Annotated in this window: 15 protein-coding genes; 2 read left to right on the forward strand and 13 right to left on the reverse strand. The window is 51.1% G+C overall.

The features are described from left to right. Positions 1-10 precede the first annotated feature (10 nt). The 10 genes from K355_RS23635 to K355_RS0109375 form a co-directional block, all read right to left on the reverse strand. Positions 11-376 carry a flagellar protein FlaG gene (locus K355_RS23635; RefSeq protein ID WP_022731864.1) on the reverse strand — a complete coding sequence of 122 codons (366 nt, stop codon included), beginning with the start codon at positions 374-376 and terminating at the stop codon, positions 11-13. An 84-nt stretch (positions 377-460) separates the two neighbouring features. Next, positions 461-1,630, reverse strand: a complete 1,170-nt coding sequence (locus K355_RS0109335; RefSeq protein WP_022731865.1) for a flagellin N-terminal helical domain-containing protein — start codon at positions 1,628-1,630, stop codon at positions 461-463. Positions 1,631-2,050: 420 nt separating this feature from the next. Further along, positions 2,051-3,265 carry a flagellin N-terminal helical domain-containing protein gene (locus K355_RS0109340; protein ID WP_309471163.1) on the reverse strand — a complete coding sequence of 405 codons (1,215 nt, stop codon included), beginning with the start codon at positions 3,263-3,265 and terminating at the stop codon, positions 2,051-2,053. Between the two features lie 237 nt (positions 3,266-3,502). Further along, positions 3,503-5,800, reverse strand: coding sequence for a class I SAM-dependent methyltransferase (locus K355_RS0109345; RefSeq protein WP_162142292.1), 2,298 nt, complete (start codon positions 5,798-5,800; stop codon positions 3,503-3,505). A gap of 16 nt (positions 5,801-5,816) precedes the next feature. Continuing rightward, positions 5,817-6,287: a flagellar assembly protein FliW gene (gene fliW, locus K355_RS25075; protein WP_022731868.1), complete on the reverse strand. Its 471-nt coding sequence runs from the start codon at positions 6,285-6,287 to the stop codon at positions 5,817-5,819. A 97-nt stretch (positions 6,288-6,384) separates the two neighbouring features. Beyond that, on the reverse strand, positions 6,385-7,614 hold the full coding sequence (locus K355_RS25080; protein WP_022731869.1) for a flagellin N-terminal helical domain-containing protein: 1,230 nt from the start codon (positions 7,612-7,614) through the stop codon (positions 6,385-6,387). 27 nt (positions 7,615-7,641) lie between these two features. Next, a complete protein-coding gene (gene flgK, locus K355_RS0109360) occupies positions 7,642-10,050 on the reverse strand; it encodes a flagellar hook-associated protein FlgK (protein ID WP_022731870.1) in 2,409 nt (802 codons plus the stop codon). Positions 10,051-10,067: 17 nt separating this feature from the next. After that, entirely contained in the window at positions 10,068-10,529 is a 462-nt protein-coding gene (locus tag K355_RS0109365; protein WP_022731871.1) for a hypothetical protein, read from the reverse strand. A 5-nt stretch (positions 10,530-10,534) separates the two neighbouring features. After that, complete coding sequence (locus K355_RS0109370) at positions 10,535-10,882, reverse strand: rod-binding protein (RefSeq protein WP_022731872.1); 348 nt, start codon at positions 10,880-10,882, stop codon at positions 10,535-10,537. Continuing rightward, a complete protein-coding gene (locus tag K355_RS0109375) occupies positions 10,882-12,024 on the reverse strand; it encodes a flagellar basal body P-ring protein FlgI (protein WP_022731873.1) in 1,143 nt (380 codons plus the stop codon). Before K355_RS0109375 ends, K355_RS0109370 begins: the two co-directional genes overlap by 1 nt. Positions 12,025-12,411: 387 nt before the next feature. On the opposite strand from K355_RS0109375, the gene K355_RS0109380 reads away from it, so the two are divergent. Then, a complete protein-coding gene (locus K355_RS0109380) occupies positions 12,412-12,852 on the forward strand; it encodes a flagellar assembly protein FliX (RefSeq protein WP_022731874.1) in 441 nt (146 codons plus the stop codon). 150 nt (positions 12,853-13,002) lie between these two features. Next, a complete protein-coding gene (gene dksA / locus K355_RS0109385; RefSeq protein WP_022731875.1) occupies positions 13,003-13,419 on the forward strand; it encodes an RNA polymerase-binding protein DksA in 417 nt (138 codons plus the stop codon). A gap of 292 nt (positions 13,420-13,711) precedes the next feature. Here dksA and flgH read toward each other — a convergent pair whose 3' ends face one another. The 3 genes from flgH to flgG all read right to left on the reverse strand — a co-directional run bounded on the left by flgH (position 13,712) and on the right by flgG (position 16,573). Next, a complete protein-coding gene (gene flgH, locus K355_RS0109390; RefSeq protein ID WP_022731876.1) occupies positions 13,712-14,485 on the reverse strand; it encodes a flagellar basal body L-ring protein FlgH in 774 nt (257 codons plus the stop codon). 173 nt (positions 14,486-14,658) lie between these two features. Then, entirely contained in the window at positions 14,659-15,675 is a 1,017-nt protein-coding gene (flgA, locus tag K355_RS0109395; RefSeq protein ID WP_022731877.1) for a flagellar basal body P-ring formation chaperone FlgA, read from the reverse strand. Between the two features lie 112 nt (positions 15,676-15,787). Continuing rightward, a complete protein-coding gene (gene flgG / locus K355_RS0109400; RefSeq protein ID WP_022731878.1) occupies positions 15,788-16,573 on the reverse strand; it encodes a flagellar basal-body rod protein FlgG in 786 nt (261 codons plus the stop codon). Positions 16,574-16,577: the final 4 nt, after the last annotated feature.

Raw genomic sequence — 16,577 nt, forward strand, 5'->3', positions numbered from 1 at the left:
AATCACCTTATTAAATTTCTTCGTCCACAACACTGCCGAGGTATTCACGCATCTGGGAAAACAGCTGCTGCAGTTCTTTGGACGGAAGTTCGCGCAGGATTTCACCGCTGGCGCGATCTGTGATTTTTGCCACGACGCGTCCGGTGTCTTGATTGAAATTCAATTCAACACGCGCATCGTTGTTTGCAATTTCCGGAATATCAAGGTTGGCAAGAGCCTGCTGAAACTTTGAAGCTGGGCCATTGTCAGTGGTCTGAGGCCGTACGGCTGCCAGATCAAGTTGTTTTGGAGCATTGCTCGTCGGCGCAGAAGGAGCCTTAACAGAAGAGCTATTGCTCTGAGTGGTGCTTGAAGTATATGTGCTAACAAGTTCCATTTGACCCTCCTATGCCATCCTGGGGCAAAGGATAAACCGGATATGGGATGAGGGTTAACCCTCATCCCAACTCGGATATCCGGATTACTGCAAGAGACGCAGCAGGTTCTGAGGCATCTGGTTCGCCTGAGCCAGCATAGCCACGCCGGACTGAACCAGAATCTGCTTGGAAGTGAACTTGGTCATTTCCGCAGCAACATCAAGGTCCATCAGTGTCGAACGAGCTGCCTCGTTGTTTTCCTGTGACGAGGCCAAGTTTTTGGCTGCGAAATCAAGACGGTTCTGACCCACACCCACGTTAGAACGTGCAGTCTGAAGTGTATCAATCGCGGTATCAAGACCTGCAATGGCCGCCTGAGCGTTGGCAAGTGTGTCAACCTGAAGGGCTGCAACACCAAGTGCGGCAGAGCTGACCGAGGTCAGGTTGAAGGTAAGACGGTCAACTGCAGCATTGTTGCCGGAACCAATCTGATAGGTCAGGGACGCAGGACCGGTCTGTGCCGCAACATCAAAGGTGTTGTTGGCGGTAATATCGGTACCGAACGCAAACGCCGAGTTCAGCGTAAGGGTGATACCAAGCGACCCGAATTCAACATCCGCAGTTTGCGCACCGGCCAAAGCCGTAACACCGATATCATCCAGATCAACCGACTGCGAGAAGTTCGCCTGGTTCGTATTGGTCAAGGTCATGGTGTTGGTAGCGTTGTCAAACGTGATCGAAATCGTGTCAGCTGCAACAAGACCAGCATCACTGTTGATTTTAAATGCAGCGATACCATCAGCGGCTTCGATGTTTGTACCAACTGCAGCAGGGTCCACACCAAAGGTGGTCTGGCCAGAAAGCAGCTGAATGCCGTTGAAGGAGGTTGAGTCAGCAACACGCGAAACCTCGGCGTCAAGCGCCTGGAACTCGTCATCAAGGAAGCCACGTTCGGTGGTCGACAAGTTGTCAGATGCTGCTTGTACGGCCAGTGTTTTCATACGAGTCAGGACATCGTTGATGGTCGACATGCCACCATCGGCGATCTGAAGCATGGAGTTTGCCTGACCAACGTTAACCGTGGCAGTCTTGAGCGCTTCTACCTGTGAGTTAAGACGTGCACCGATTGCCATCGAAGCGGCATCGTCGCGTGCGGAAACAACGCGGGTACCTGACGAAAGTTTGGTCAGCGAACGGGTCGCCATTTCGTCAGAATTGCTCAGGTTACGGTGAGCAACGTTAGCGGCATAGTTGGAAATGATATTAAGAGCCATTGTATTTCTCCTACATGGATAGCTCGGAACAGCTTACTGCCATTCGAGGACTGGCAACATTGCCAGAACTGTTTCCAAAAAGATCTTCCTGATCACATGGAAACGGGTTTGTTTCTACGTTGAAATATACGTATGTATGGTTTTGTTGTCTAGCAAAAAGTGAATAAAAAATTAATTAATAAAAACAGCGCGTTAGTTCGGGTTCTGTGCTTCGAGCATCACGTCTTGGTTCAATGTTGCTGTTTGAATTACAGCTATTTAGTTCATTTTCATCAGATTCGCGAATCGATTTGATCGACGCATGATCGCTTAATATTGTCCCCAATTATATGTCTATCTATCTATGCAGGTAAAAGTAAAGAAGGGCCCGCGAGAGCCCTTCTTTGATAATTGTTCGAAAGAGAACGCTTGTGGTGGCGGTTAGCCCTGCAGAAGACGCAGCAGGTTCTGAGGCATCTGGTTCGCCTGAGCCAGCATGGCCACGCCAGACTGAACGAGGATCTGCTTGGAGGTGAATTGGGTCATCTCCGATGCAACGTCAAGGTCAAGCAATGTTGATCGAGCGGCCTCGTTGTTTTCCTGCGAGGACGCCAGATTTTTGGCCGCGAAATCAAGACGGTTCTGCCCGACGCCGACGTTTGAACGTGCCGTCTGCAATGTGTCAATTGCTGTATCAACACCGGTAATGGCCGCCTGAGCGTTGGCAAGTGTGTCAACCTGAAGGGCTGCAACACCAAGTGCTGCAGAGCTCACCGAGGTCAGGTTGAAGGTGAGGCGGTCAACTGCTGCATTATTGCCGGAGCCAATCTGATAGGTCAGGGACGCAGGACCGGTCTGTGCCGCAACATCAAAGGTGTTGTTGGCAGTAATGTCGGTGCCGAACGCAAACGCCGAGTTCAGCGTAAGGGTGATACCAAGCGACCCGAACTCGACATCTGCAGTTTGGGCGCCAGTCAATGCTGTAACGCCAATATCATCCAGATCAACTGACTGCGAGAAGTTCGCCTGGTTCGTATTGGTGAGGGTCATAATGTTAGTAGCATTGTCGAAGGTGATCGAAATCGTGTCGGCGGCGACCAAGCCTGCATCGCTATTAATAGTAAAGGCGGCGAAACCATCAGCAGCTTCAATGTTCGTACCAACAGCAGCAGGATCAACGCCGAACGTTGTCTGTCCGGAAAGCAGTTGAACACCATTGAAAGAGGTTGAGTCTGCTACACGGCTGACTTCTTGGTCAAGTGCCTGAAACTCATCATCCAGAAAGCCACGTTCTGTGGAGGACAGGTTGTCAGAGGCTGCCTGTACGGCCAGTGTCTTCATGCGGGTCAGAATATCGTTGATGGTTGACATGCCGCCATCGGCGATTTGAAGCATGGAATTTGCCTGGCCGACGTTGACCGTTGCAGTCTTGAGCGCCTCAACCTGCGAATTCAGGCGGGCCCCAATTGCCATCGAAGCAGCATCGTCGCGTGCGGAAACAACGCGTGTACCTGATGAAAGCTTCGAAAGTGAACGGGTTGCCATTTCGTCAGAATTGCTCAGGTTACGGTGAGCAACGTTGGCGGCATAGTTGGAAATAATATTAAGAGCCATCTTTCTATTCCTACGTTGGTTGCGTGCGGCGAGTTTACACAATTCACCGGTGTTTCACTGGGCTTTGCAATTACTTAGGAATGCTGCTCAAGCCCGTTGCTCAGGAAGTCATCCCGAGCGAAGTATAGTATTTGCCAGTTAATCATTCAATAGATGTGCCAGTTTACGTCATATGTGTTGTGGAGGTTGTATTTGTTGACGTGTTAGGGTTGCCTAATGTTTTGTTTCTATGCCCTGCTGGCATCTACAGCCTGCCTTTATCCCGCAAGCAGGCAAATGTTACCTAGCAGGTTTGCGACACCAAAACTGGTACATGCCCCTGAATGTGTCAGGGAAACGTTCCTCAAAGCGGCACCATCGATCAAGTTGAAGGCTTTCCGGGCAATTCGGGTTTTCTTTCCGGAACTGGATCAGTGTTTGTGGGGTCGGAGTTTCAAATCCCAGGAACTCCAACCCTAGTTTGTCGAGGGCGCTTGCAATTTCAGGAATTGTAAAACGATGCTCTTGAACATGAAAGATCAAGTCTCTGCAAGGACTCAGGCTGTAAAAGTCACCGCGCATGCAAAGCTGTATGAGTTGCGGGTCGCCTTTTTCCGCAGCGGCAACGATATCCTGCCGACATCGACGCATTTCTGCGGCAGAAGATCCATAGCCACCTTGCTCAATAAACTTACGGGCGGCGATGATGTCGGGTCGGCCTTTTTCACTGTAAAGCCCGATTTTCATCAATCCGCCATCACGCAGGAGGTCGACCAGAACTTTCCATCCTGCCAGCGGATCCGCCATATGGTGCAGAACACCACCACATTCGATCATGTCGAATTGTTTGCCAATCTTGTCAAGTTTGAGAATATCACCCTGTATATATTCAAGATTTTTGATCCCGGCTTCACGTGTTTTACGCAGCGCATAGGAAAGACTGCCAAGACTTAAATCAACGGCAGTTACCTTTGTGTTTACAAATCGTGAGGCGGCCTGAATTGCATGTTGGCCGGTCCCGCACCCTGCAACGAGTGTCTCTGGATTTTCAGGTGCCGTGTAATCATCGAGCTTGAATGAAAGCGGCGGCTCGCAAAGCACGTCCTTTACCGGTTTGGGAATTAGATGCGAAGTGTGAATCCAGCGTGGATAAGGGTTTTCCTCATACTGAGCGCGAACGTTTTGAGAGGTTGCGTCCTCAATATCTGCTATCTGAGGAATTGACTTGCGTAATGTCTTTTCGGTCTCAGGTTCTATGATCTGAAGGCGATACACGGCCGCGCCTTCATCGTTATCTTTAGTCTGCGGGATTTGCGACTTCCATGGCATGCTATTGAGCGGCTCATAGCACGCAATCAGCAACCACAGGTCTTTGGAAGCAGTTTTTCCTTGGGCAAAGAGACCTTCGACCTTTTGTTTCAAATTCTTCAGATGTTCTTGTTCTTTCGCATCAACAGCGTAGGCGTATTCATTGATGAAACATTGCTGCGCCAATACCGATATGAAGTTTATTTGTTGATCGTTGTGTTCGCCGCAACATGCACGAGAAAGTAGGGCGCGTCTTAGATTGGTCAGCAGCCTTTCTATACGTAAATCCGCTACTGGAACCTTTGTCATCAAGCGCATGAAAAGCGTGATTTGGCTAAGACTCTTTATATCGTCTTGAATTGGAAAGTCTTCAACGATTGCTTTATCAGCATTGTCGAGAAGGCGCGAAAATTCACCACGATGCCTTAAGGCACTGATAATCGGGAACATCAGGCTGGCGGGCGACATGTCTTGCTTGTCGAGAAGTGCCAGCAATGATTGTTCCAGGCCATCACTCGTGCTGGAAAAGGACATGCCAGCGACACAGTCACGAAAAGCGTCCCAATGGCGATCGTTATCTGGCTGAAAGTTAACGGCCTGACTGTGCAGTTTGAGGGCTTCCTGGTGGCGCGACAGATATTGCAGAGCGATGCCTGTTGATGTCAGGATATCCGCGTCCGTCGGGCTTATTGCCCGGGCTTTTAGAAAGCTCTCAAGTGCTTGATCGTATTTCTGCTGTTTGATAAGAATTTCGCCAATAGCCTTGAGGCTCTCGGCGTGGTTTGGTGCAATGCTTACCGTTTTGCGGTAGCATTCAAGTCCCGCGTCAAGTTTGTCTGCGGACGCAAGGAGCGCGCCAAGGTTTTTATAGGCAGCAGCATATTCGGGTTTCAACGCTATGGCGCGACGATAGCATTCTTCAGCCGCAGCAGTATTACCAGTTGTGTTAAAAACCACACCTAAGTTGTTATATGCTTCAGGGTTGTCGGGAAAAATCGAAAGTGAACCCTGCAAGCATTCGATTGCTTTGGCATGTTGCCCAGCTTGATGAAGTGCGATACCTGCCAAGTACAGCGCCGTCGGCTGTTTGGGGTCAATTGCCAGAATATGCTTATACACCTCCAGCGCCTTCGAAAGGTTGCCGCTAGAATGGTGCTGTTTTCCTGCGGCAATAAGCTGCTGTATCTCAACAGATGGTGCTGGCATGCTCGCACGAAGGGGACGTGCCGATAATTTTGAAGAACCTGACGTGGACTTTTTTTCGTTGCGACGACGTTCACTTCTGTTCATTTGGTGCCTAGTCTTTTTAAAGGTCCATTTGTACAGGGTAGCGGTCATTGCCCATGACGTGTTGCCATGCTACTTGACGACCTGTATCAACGAGAATTGGCGCGCGCACGTTAGTGGACAGCCTGATGCCTTTGCCATCCGGTGCACTACGAATGGTGACGACCATTAAAATGGCCATGTCATCGGAATTAATAGCCAAGCTTTTATGCGCTATCATCAAATCCTTATCGTCATAAACTTCGCTTTCCATATTGTATGGTGCGACGATGAAAGACAGGTTGGCATCTGTCAGGCTTTGATAAAGCTTGAACTGATCAAGCGAACTATTCGGGATATTGGCAAGCCCAAAGACATGATGTTCCGGGAAGCCAAGTAGGCCAACAGGCATGTAAATGCCTTTTTCCCAGCTGAATTCGATATCGCCGAATCGTGTTTCTACGGTCACGAATTCAGGGGTTTCAGTCTCGGCAACGTTTTCGGTTTCCATGCCCGCTTTACTCCGACGGTCCAATGTTTTAGCTGTGCAACTGGCAAGTGATTGAACAGGAAAAACAGTTAAAGATACAAATTATTATATTAGATAATCAACGCAAATAGTTAGCTAATGATAAATCTGCAGCACGCGAAATCGAAATGAAACTTGCCTGGAGTGCCGTCTCATGCTGAGACAACTCAGCAAGGGTCAACGGCACGTCAACGGTTTCAATGTCGGAAATCGCCTGCGCGGCAAAAACTTTAAAGTCTTCGTGGCGTGCTTCGAAGCGTTCAATATTGGAGATATCAAGACCAATCTGTCCCTGTACGTTAGGCAGATTATCAATTGCATCGGAAATAAAACCAATCGCGACGACAAGAGCATCTTCATCTTCGGTTCCGGCGGCAACGCCAAGTCCTTGGATCAATTTCTTGAATGCAGGATTGTCGGCCAGAATACCATAAGACACCTCATATTGATCATCAACGCGCGCATTGAGGATGAGTTGGTCACCGTCATAATAATCTGCATCTTCCCGCGGATTGGGGATTTTTTCCATTCCCAGAACCGTAAGAAGGTTGCCAACACCGCTTTCTGAGATGGTGATCGACCCATTTCCAACATTTTCGATATTTAGGCGTGGATCTCCTTCACCGCCCAATCCCCGCATAGATGCAATTGCACCATTGGTCGTCACGCTGTTGATTGCGTCACGCAAGTCACCAATATCATCGGTTGCGGCATTATAGTTCACAGTGCTGGTAACACTGTTACCATCGACATCTGTACTGACAATCTGAATTTGCCCCGATGTAATGCCGAGCGAGGTTAGCGTGGTTGCGTCCGTCAGAGTAACATCTGCGTCGCTGATATAATTGTCCGGCGCATAAATCTTATCAAGATCAACAGCCGGTTCTTCAGAGCGGCCACCGGCAAACAGATACCGGCCGTCAAGGTTAGTATTGAGCAAGTTGGCGACTTGCTCCATGGCCTGACGAGCCTGTCCGCGAATATTAACGTCGTCGCCCTGTAGGGCAGAACTTGCTTGAATAAGAAGCGTCTTCATTTGCGTCGCAATGGTTATCATGCTGTCGACAGCTGTTTCCATGCTTTGAAGACGCAGCTTAGCTTGCGTCGTGTTGCGCAAATACTGTTCTGTGCGGGTATACTCACCCTCAAGATTAAGGAGGCGCTGGGTGCTGTCGGCAATGCCCGAATAGTCGCGTGATTTATAACCGCTCGATGCTTGGTTTTGCAGATCAGTTACGCGCGCTGCGTTTCGGAGCGCGAGATCCGAAAGCAATGTATGGTTCGTATATGTTGCGACGCGGGTTACCATGAGTGCCTCACTTTTCTAACTCGCAGTTTAAACTGCTCTGAGCAATGCATCAAACATTTCATCAACCGTCGTTATGACTTGGGCTGATGCGGTGTAGGCGCGCTGGAAGATGATAAGATCTGACATCTCTTCGTCAAGGTTAACGCCCGCTTCGTTCTGGATGCGTGTGCTCAAGTCAGTCACCAGGTTTGTCTGGAATTCATAACCACCTTGCGACACGGATGCCTTGGTTGCCGCTGTGGCAACAATGCCAGCAGCAAAATCGGTCAACGAGGTGCGTTCTCCAGAGAGGCCGCCAGCGGCTTCAAACTGGATGTCGGAGCGTTCAAAGGTGTTGCTTAGCGCTAGAGCGGAAGTGTTGTCGCCTTCGTGAACGCCAAAGCCAATCCCCAAGCCTAGAACGGTGGTGAGGCTATCTGCATTGGGTAGCCCACTATCGCTGAAATAGAAGGGGTCGCCGTCGGCATCTTTAACGCTTAGCGTGTAACCGCCAAGTTGACTGTTAAATACGACACTTGCAGTGATGTTGTTATCGGTCAGTGTTGCGCTGTTGTTGATTGCATTGGCGATATCGTCAAGCGATGTCGTGCTGTCATAATCAATGTTAACGTCGGTGAAGCCACCGCTAACGGTCAGGGTGTAGTTAAGCGGCGGTGGCACCAGCGGACCAAGGTTTGGGATGGCCGCAGCGTTGTCTACGACCGCGGTTGACGTTTCATAGGTATCGGCATTCATCTGGCCGCGCACAATACGCGATGGGTCGTTTTGGATGGCGGCAGATACGTCCATGTTGCCAGCCAGTGTCGGCTGATCTTCGGTCATGCCGATTTTACCTGTAAGTGTGCCTGCGTCCGTGATCGTCATGTTGGATGTGTAATCAAGCACAAGGCGGTACCTATTGCCATCTTCCACGATGAAGGCAGCTTCTTCTGAGGCAGCGACAGTCATGCCCGCCCCCTGAAGAGCAGTACGGATATTGTCACGCACATCTTCAAGTGAATCTGTTGCGGCATAGTTCACCGTGATACCACCAGCCAGAACACCAGATCCGGCAGAAATAGTGATTGAACTTGCTGTAGCGTTCAATGCTGTGGTCGAGCTGTTTTGTGCCGATGACGTCATCGTATCGGAACGTTTTACTGTGGCGACAAAATCATTCAGGCCAAAGTAATGTGAAAAACCTTGCTCGCGACCATCACTGGTCGTGATTTGGCCATCAAGTTCATTGATTGCGACACGGTTGCCGTCGGAGCCTTCGATCACGAGTTGATTGTCAATCAGAGACGCCGTGAGGTAACCACCTGCGTCCGAACCGTTAATAGCGTCAATGATGCCTTGCACTGTTGCCGGGGTTGTCGGCAACGTAATGTCGGCCCAGCTGTCAGCGGCGACAAGTTGACCATCGTCATCAAGTGCTGCGACCCGGAATGCACCGGTTGCTGTCAAAGGGTCGCTGGTGGCGACCATACGGTTACCAGAAAGGTTGGTCGGAGGTGGGAATGCCGTGCCTTTGTTGTGTTCTTCGTTAATCGCGTCGCGCAATTCGCCTGCGAGTTCATTGATCTGGTCATTGAGGGCGGGAATTTCGGAATCACGCATATCAAACAGGCCCTTCAATGTGCCTGTGCGCAACGTATCGGTAATGTCTTCGCCGTTAAGTGACACGCCGGATCCACCCGTGCCGGGTTCGAAACCAGCAGTCTGGGTAAAGGACAGGCTATTAGGCGTGCGGTCCAGCAGCGTGTTTGCTCCGTTGGCCGAATAGACGACGATCGACCCGTCACTCCGACTGAATGTCGTGACGTCAATGATTTTGGACAACTTGTTGAGCTTCTGATCACGTTGATCTTCAAGTTCAGTGGTCGGCTGGTCAAGGTTGTTGAGGCGTACAATGCCGGTATTGAGCTCGGAGATTTCACTTAGAAGCGTATTGGCGTTGTCGACCTCATCCGTGATTTGGTCGTCAATATCATCACGCATGTCCTGAAGCTGGTTTGACAGCTTCTCGAACGATTCCATGACTTGAAGGGCGCTCTCGATGGCTTCGACGCGCGGCGAGTTCTGATCGGGGGTAACGCCGAGTTGTTCAAAGGCATCTGCCAAGTCATTAATACGTTGGCTGATGGCGGCATCTGACTGCGGGGTGCCAAACAGGGTCTGGATCCGCTGGAAGAATTCATAGCGGACTTCTTCGCGGCCGGCTTTACCCAGTTCTCCACGCATCTCACGCTGCAGGCCTTCGTTCACGTTGCGATAGATATCAGCAACCTGTGAACCAGCTCCCTGACCATCAAGGGTAAGGGTTTCCTGACCGGCGATCTTTTTTGAATAGCCCGGGGTGTTTACGTTCGAGATGTTCGAAGACGTAATCGCAATACGAGCTTGCGCCGTGTTAAGGCCTGAGATCGCTGTGTTAAGAGCTTGGGTTAGTGACATGATGTTTGCCTTTAACCTTAAAGCGTTTCATTGACGCTAAATGAACCACCAGTCTTGTTGATGGTCCGACCATATCCGCCAATTGATGCCTTGCTGGCCTGAGCTGAGCGGTTATAGGTCGTGCAGTCGTCTTTGGATTTATCGTTCACCGCACGGACAATGGCCTGCACCACGCGTTCGTTGGTTGCCTTGGCTGCCTGAAGCACGGTCATATTGCGTCGGGCGGTCTCCTGAAAATCGGCCTGAAGGTCGCGCAGTTCGGCGCGTTCTTCTTCGGGTAGTTCCCGAAGTTCTTCGCCGCGAGCGCGCAATTTAACGACGATCTGTTCGTATTGCATCGACAGGGCAGATTTTTCCGACAGGAACTGCTCGTATTCATCGCGTGCGATGGTCCGAAGGCCCGTGGTTTCACGTTCCAGTAGGGACATCAGGTCGTATGTCACGCTTTTAAGTTCTGCAATCAACTCTTGAGTGGTCATTTTTTTCACCCCTCCTGGATCTTAAGGATTTCACGTGTGACAGCATCTGCAATTCCGATGCCACCTGCGCGGGTCATCTCTTGGGCATATTGTTCGACCAGCATGGAACGCATCATCGTTTCACCATGGCCACCACCAAACATTTCGTTGGTTTCGATGCCCGAGAACATATGATTGAGCATCTGGCCAAGAAACATGGATTCAAATTCTTCGCCGGACTTGATGGCTGCTTCTTTGGATTTAATACGGCCATCGGTCAGCGAGTTTACGCGTGCCGAGATATTGTTCTGAGCGCCGTTCTGTGCACTTGCTTGTGCTTGAGCCATAAGGGCAGTGGAGCTATCAGCCATCATCACATCACCTCGATTTCAGCCTGAAGGGCACCAGATGTTTTGATTGCCTGAAGAATGGTGATCATATCGCGTGGTCCGACACCAAGGCTATTAAGGCCGTTAACCAGTTCCTGCAGGCTAACGCCGCTATTGAGGACACCAAGCTGGTTGTCTTCGCCTTCATCGACCTCAATATTGGTGCGGTCGACAACCTCGGTATTTCCGCCTTGAGAAAATGGAGAAGGCTGTGAAACCTGAGGAGTTTCAGTAACGCGGATGGTCAGATTGCCTTGCGCAATGGCGACCCGATTAATGCGGACATTTTCACCCATCACAATTGTGCCGGTATTTTCGTCAATCACCACGCGGGCGATCTGATCTGGCTCAACACGCAGCTGTTCGATATCGGTCAGCAGTGCAACGACATCCTGATTGTAGCTGTCTGGGATGACCAGACGAACAGTGCCCGGGTCGCTGGCGCGTGCTGCAACCTGGCCCAAATAAGCATTGATGGCATCTGAAACGCGGCGTGCGGTGGTGAAATCTGGATTGCGCAGAACAACAGACATGTCTTGCATGGAATTGAGATTGAAATCGATTTCGCGTTCGACAATGCCGCCGCTGGCGATCCGTGCGGACGTTGGAACGCCTTTAACAACTGTTTCTGCGTTGCCGCCGGCCGAGAAGCCGCCAACTGCAAGGTTGCCCTGGGCGACGGCATAAACTTCGCCGTCTGCACCAACCATCGGGGTTACCAGTAATGTACCGCCCTGAAGGCTTTCAGAGGTGCCGATGGCACTGATGCTGACATCAATGCGTGATCCCTGACGTGAAAAGGGGGGCAGCGTTGCGGTTACCATGACGGCGGCAATATTATCAGAGTCAATATCTTCGATCTGATCGCGGACGTTGATCCCAAGACGCTCAAGCATGGCGACCATGCTTTGGCGGGTAAATTCTGCATCGCCCAGATCATCGCCGGTACCGTTCAAGCCAACCACAAGGCCATAACCAACCAGCATGTTGTCACGGACGCCTTCGAAATCGGCGATATCCTTGATGCGCGACTGAGCGTGGGCTGGAGCCATCTGCGTCAGGGCGAGCATACCCAGCGCGACGGCGATCGTCGCTTTGCGTGCTATGTTGCCAAGGCCTGTGATCATACTGTTTGTTCCGCTTCGACTTGGGATGCTTTGGCATCCAACAAATGGTGCGATCGATCATGTTAATCGCGTTTGTAAGCTGTTCTGCGAAAATCGTGCCAATTACCGCTTCGTGCGGGATTGACCTACAAGCTGTCGTCTTTGCCGAGTTTATCGGGCGAAAATCACGACTGTTTTTAGATATGGGGACCAAAAGTGCGGGGCCGTTTCAGCCACTCGGCATTTTTTTCCCGTTGCGCGGTTTCCCAGATTGAGGGAGACTCTATGTCATACGTATATAATGTATCGAGGCGTGGGTTTTATTCTGGAAGAATATAGCAGTTTGGGACCCAAACGTCATACGGCGTTAAATGCAAGATATTACCACAGACAGGACAGGCACGGGTCATGAAGGTTAGCGGTTCCAAGGCTGCCGGTACGAGCGGGACGACGCGTAAAAAGGCGTCTGGTGCGTCTGGCGGTGGGTTTGCAGATGCCATACGTTCGCTCGATTCTGGTGGAGAAGCCAGCGGTGCGGGAAGTGTTCACGGTGCTAGTGGTGTTAGTGCACTGGATGCGCTTCTCGCACTTCAGCAAAGTGGTGATGCACTTGATTCGCCCAAAAAAGCAGGCGTATTGCGCGCTAAAAGCGTGCTGGAACAGCTTGAAGCCGTGCGTGACGGGCTTCTAAGTGGGGCCTTGTCTGGTGCGCGTTTGCAGCAGTTGGTTGGGCTGCTTGATCAGCAACGTGAAAATATCGACGATCCGGAACTTTCCGCCGTACTCGACGAGATTGATCTGCGTGCACGGGTCGAACTGGCCAAACTGGAAGTTTCCGGGCTGATTTAAATCTGAAATTTCCAGTGTGTCGCACCTGAGAACCCCAGAGTTCTGGGGCTATTCGTATTCATTCATATTTATTTGTTCAATCATCTTGCACCGTTGGCGTGCTGCATCTATATTGCCGCGCGATCGAACAGTCCTGTATAGAGGGCATACATGACTATCACTCTGCCACCAGACTATCGTCCTGCTGAGGACGAAGAATTCATGAACCCGCGTCAGCGCGAATATTTCCGTCAGAAACTTCTGACCTGGCGGGCAGAACTTCTGCATGAATCATCTGAAACATTAGCGAACCTGCAAGATGGCGGGCTTCAAGAAGCTGATCTGAGTGACCGCGCATCTGCGGAAACGGATCGGTCACTTGAGCTTCGTACTCGTGACAGGGCGCGCAAGCTGATTTCAAAAATTGATGCTGCTTTGCGTCGAATTGAAGATGGATCTTATGGTTACTGTGAAGAAACCGAAGAGCCGATCAGTTTGAAAAGACTTGAAGCTCGTCCAATTGCGACCCTGAGCATCGAAGCCCAGGAACGTCACGAACGGATGGAGCGCACACGTCGCGACGATTGATCGCGCCGGGTGACAAAAAAAGATAAAGGACCGTGCGAATAGCCGGTCCATGCCATGTAACGTCATGGCCTTGTGGGAGATTACTGGTTAGGGATAACCAAAATCAAAAAGCCCGGTCTTTATGGCCGGGCTTTTCTCGTTTCACACAATCAGCCAAGTTTTCGACTTACATAACCAAGTTGCGATAGTGGCCTTCGGGCAAAAAAAGACCACCCGAAGGTGGTCTTTTGAGGCGGCTTGTGCGGTCTGCCGGAACCCAGAACGGAGCAGGCCGTCGATTAATATCTGTCGGTTAGAACGGCAGGATGATGTCGAGAACTTCACTGCCGTAACGCGGCTGCTGAACATCGGAGATGGTCCCGCGTCCACCATAAGAAATACGTGCTTCAGCAATCTTATCGTAATCAACTTCGTTGGCTGAGTTCAAATCGGCGGCGCGGATGACACCGGCAATCTGAACTTCGCGAACTTCACTGTTAACGCGGATTTCCTGACGCCCGTGAATGACATAGTTGCCGTTGGGCAGAATCTGAATCACGATGGCCGCAACGCGTAGGTTAATCGCCTCGGTACGATCAAGTGTGCCATTGCCTCGGTTTGATGAGTTGCTCGACATATTAAGCGCGTTGGTCGGGTCGAGACCCTCTGGCAGGACTTTTGTAAATTCGGTTTCAAGGCCAAACAGGTTTGGCACGCCAAGATCTTCCGAATTTGTACGAGAGCGCAGAGTGTTATTGGTGAGGTTCGCATTGTCGGCCATCTCAACTACAACAGTTAAAATGTCACCAACCTGATTGGCGCGCTGATCCTTGAAGAAGGACCTTGCACCCGACCGCCACAGGGAGTTCGGGTTGCTTTCCGCGACCTGCGGGGCAGGCATCGGCAGGCTGACCGGTCGATAGGCTTCTGACTGGGTCGGGTTGTCGATAGATGACAGTTTTGGCGGTTCGCCAACTTCGGAAAGGCGTTTCATCGCGTTGCAGCCAGAAAGTAAGGCTGTCGCGCCGATCATTCCTGAGACGAGCGCGATGCGCCGCCATGATATGTGTGTATTTTTTCCGGGCATGTCGTCCTCCTGGGTTCCTGCCAAACATTACGCAAGCAGCGTGCCAGTTTGAAGGTGCACCTTTGGGAAATTGATGCCGTGCGTGGGGTTGAAGAGAGACTGATTTCAATCATGTCTTTGGTCTTGTTAAGTATATTAGGTACCAAACGTATCCGGCTCAGGTTGTTTCTGGTTTATTGGGACATGGCTGGTAATGCGCGGACGTCATTTTCGCCGACGACTTCCACCTGAACGGTCTTGTTGCTTGTTTGGTTTACGACCCGGATGACGTCACCCTTTGATCCATTTTCCAATGCTTTACCGCGTGCTGTCAGTGACATGTTCTCCGTCACGAGGCGAATGATGACCAGTGCGCCGCGTCGAACAAGGATGGGATTGGTAAAATCACGGAACATAAGTGGTTCATTCGGATTGGCAGGGCGGATCACTTCCTTGCCAATCAAATCGTTTATGTCGCGGATCGCGCCGGACGGAACGCGTTCTGTACGAAAATCACGATATTCCACCTGATCGGGCCGAATGATACTTCCGCGTGAGATGGGTTCAACCAGTACCGGTACGCTTGAAAGGGGGTAATATTTGCCGCTGATGCGATATGTGCGTCTTTGTGCGGTCTGTGCGCCAGTCGTAATGCTGGCGACAAAGCGGTTCGTGCGGCTATTGATATCAAGACCCGTGACGTCAACGGTGGTTTGGGCATCAACGGGCAGGTGGATCTGGAAATTCTCGCTCGAAAGATCGACTGTAAACGGCCGTTCAACACCATGTTGCGTCAGGGCATCTTCGACAGCGTCCTGAATTTCTTCCATGGTGATGACTTGGCTTGCGCGCGTGATCATGACTTGATCGGCCGTCGTGCGAGGGCGCCAGTTTATGTTGTGGCGCTGCGCGATCCCATAAAGCCAGCGATAATCAAGCACGACCTGTTTACCTGGTTGCGGGGCATGAGCAACGGCGATGTCGGCCTGTTGCGGGTCGATCCCGGAAAATAGATCCCCAAGCGTGACATATTGCCCGTCAACCAGCGCATCAGGTTTGAGCAAGATGTTTTCATCAAGCTGCTGGCTGTTGCGAGACAGACCACTTTGTCCGTTCTGCGAACTCTGCGCAAAGGCAATCTCAGGCCCCAGTCCAGAACCGAGTGCTAGAAACGCAATCGCAAGCGTGAGGATTATTTTCTTTGTCTTCATGAGCCTACTATACCACGGAACTGTATATAGGGCGTAAACACAGTTTACGCAGACACACGTGCGGTCAGAACGTGGTCTGCGTAAATTTAGTACGATGAGTCAGGATGCGAAATTAACGTAGGTTGCTGACTGCGCTCATCATTTCATCTGTGGTGGAGATGGATTTTGAATTCATCTCATAGGCGCGCTGTGCCTTGATCAAGTTGGTAATTTCCTGAACCACGTTGACGTTCGAAGCTTCGAGGTAACCTTGTAAAACCGTACCATAGCCAACATCACCCGGCGCGCCAGCATTTGCCTGACCGGATGCTTCGGTTTCAAGGAACAGGTTGTCGCCCAGCGCATCAAGACCAGGTGGATTGATAAAGGTGGCCAACTGAATTTGACCAAGGTTCTGAAGCGCGACCTGACCGTCAATCTCGGCAAATACTTCGCCATTGCTGTTGATCGTGACGGAAGTTGCATTGTCGGGTACGGTAATGCCCGGTTGAATGGCGTAACCATCCTTGGTCACCAGCGCACCATTGGCATCGAGTTTCAACGTACCATCGCGCGAATAAGCAGTTTCACCGCTGGGCAGGTCGATCTGGAAATAGCCGCGGCCCTGAATGGCGATATCAAGTTCGTTTTCCGTCAGGCTCAAGGACCCTTGTCCCATGTAACGGCCAATTGCGGCCGTTTTCACACCAAGGCCAACCTGAACGCCGACCGGGACAATAGTGCCGGTGTCTGATGAGGGTGATCCGGCGCGGCGCATGTCCTGATACAGCAAATCCTGAAATTCGGCACGCTGGCGCTTATAGCCAGTGGTCGTCATGTTGGCGATGTTGTGTGAGGTTACATCCACGTTGGTGGATTGGGCCTGCATCCCTAGGGCGCCAATATCAAGTGACCGCATTTCT

This window comes from Thalassospira lucentensis MCCC 1A00383 = DSM 14000 (assembly GCF_000421265.1).
Classification (GTDB): Bacteria; Pseudomonadota; Alphaproteobacteria; order Rhodospirillales; family Thalassospiraceae; genus Thalassospira; species Thalassospira lucentensis.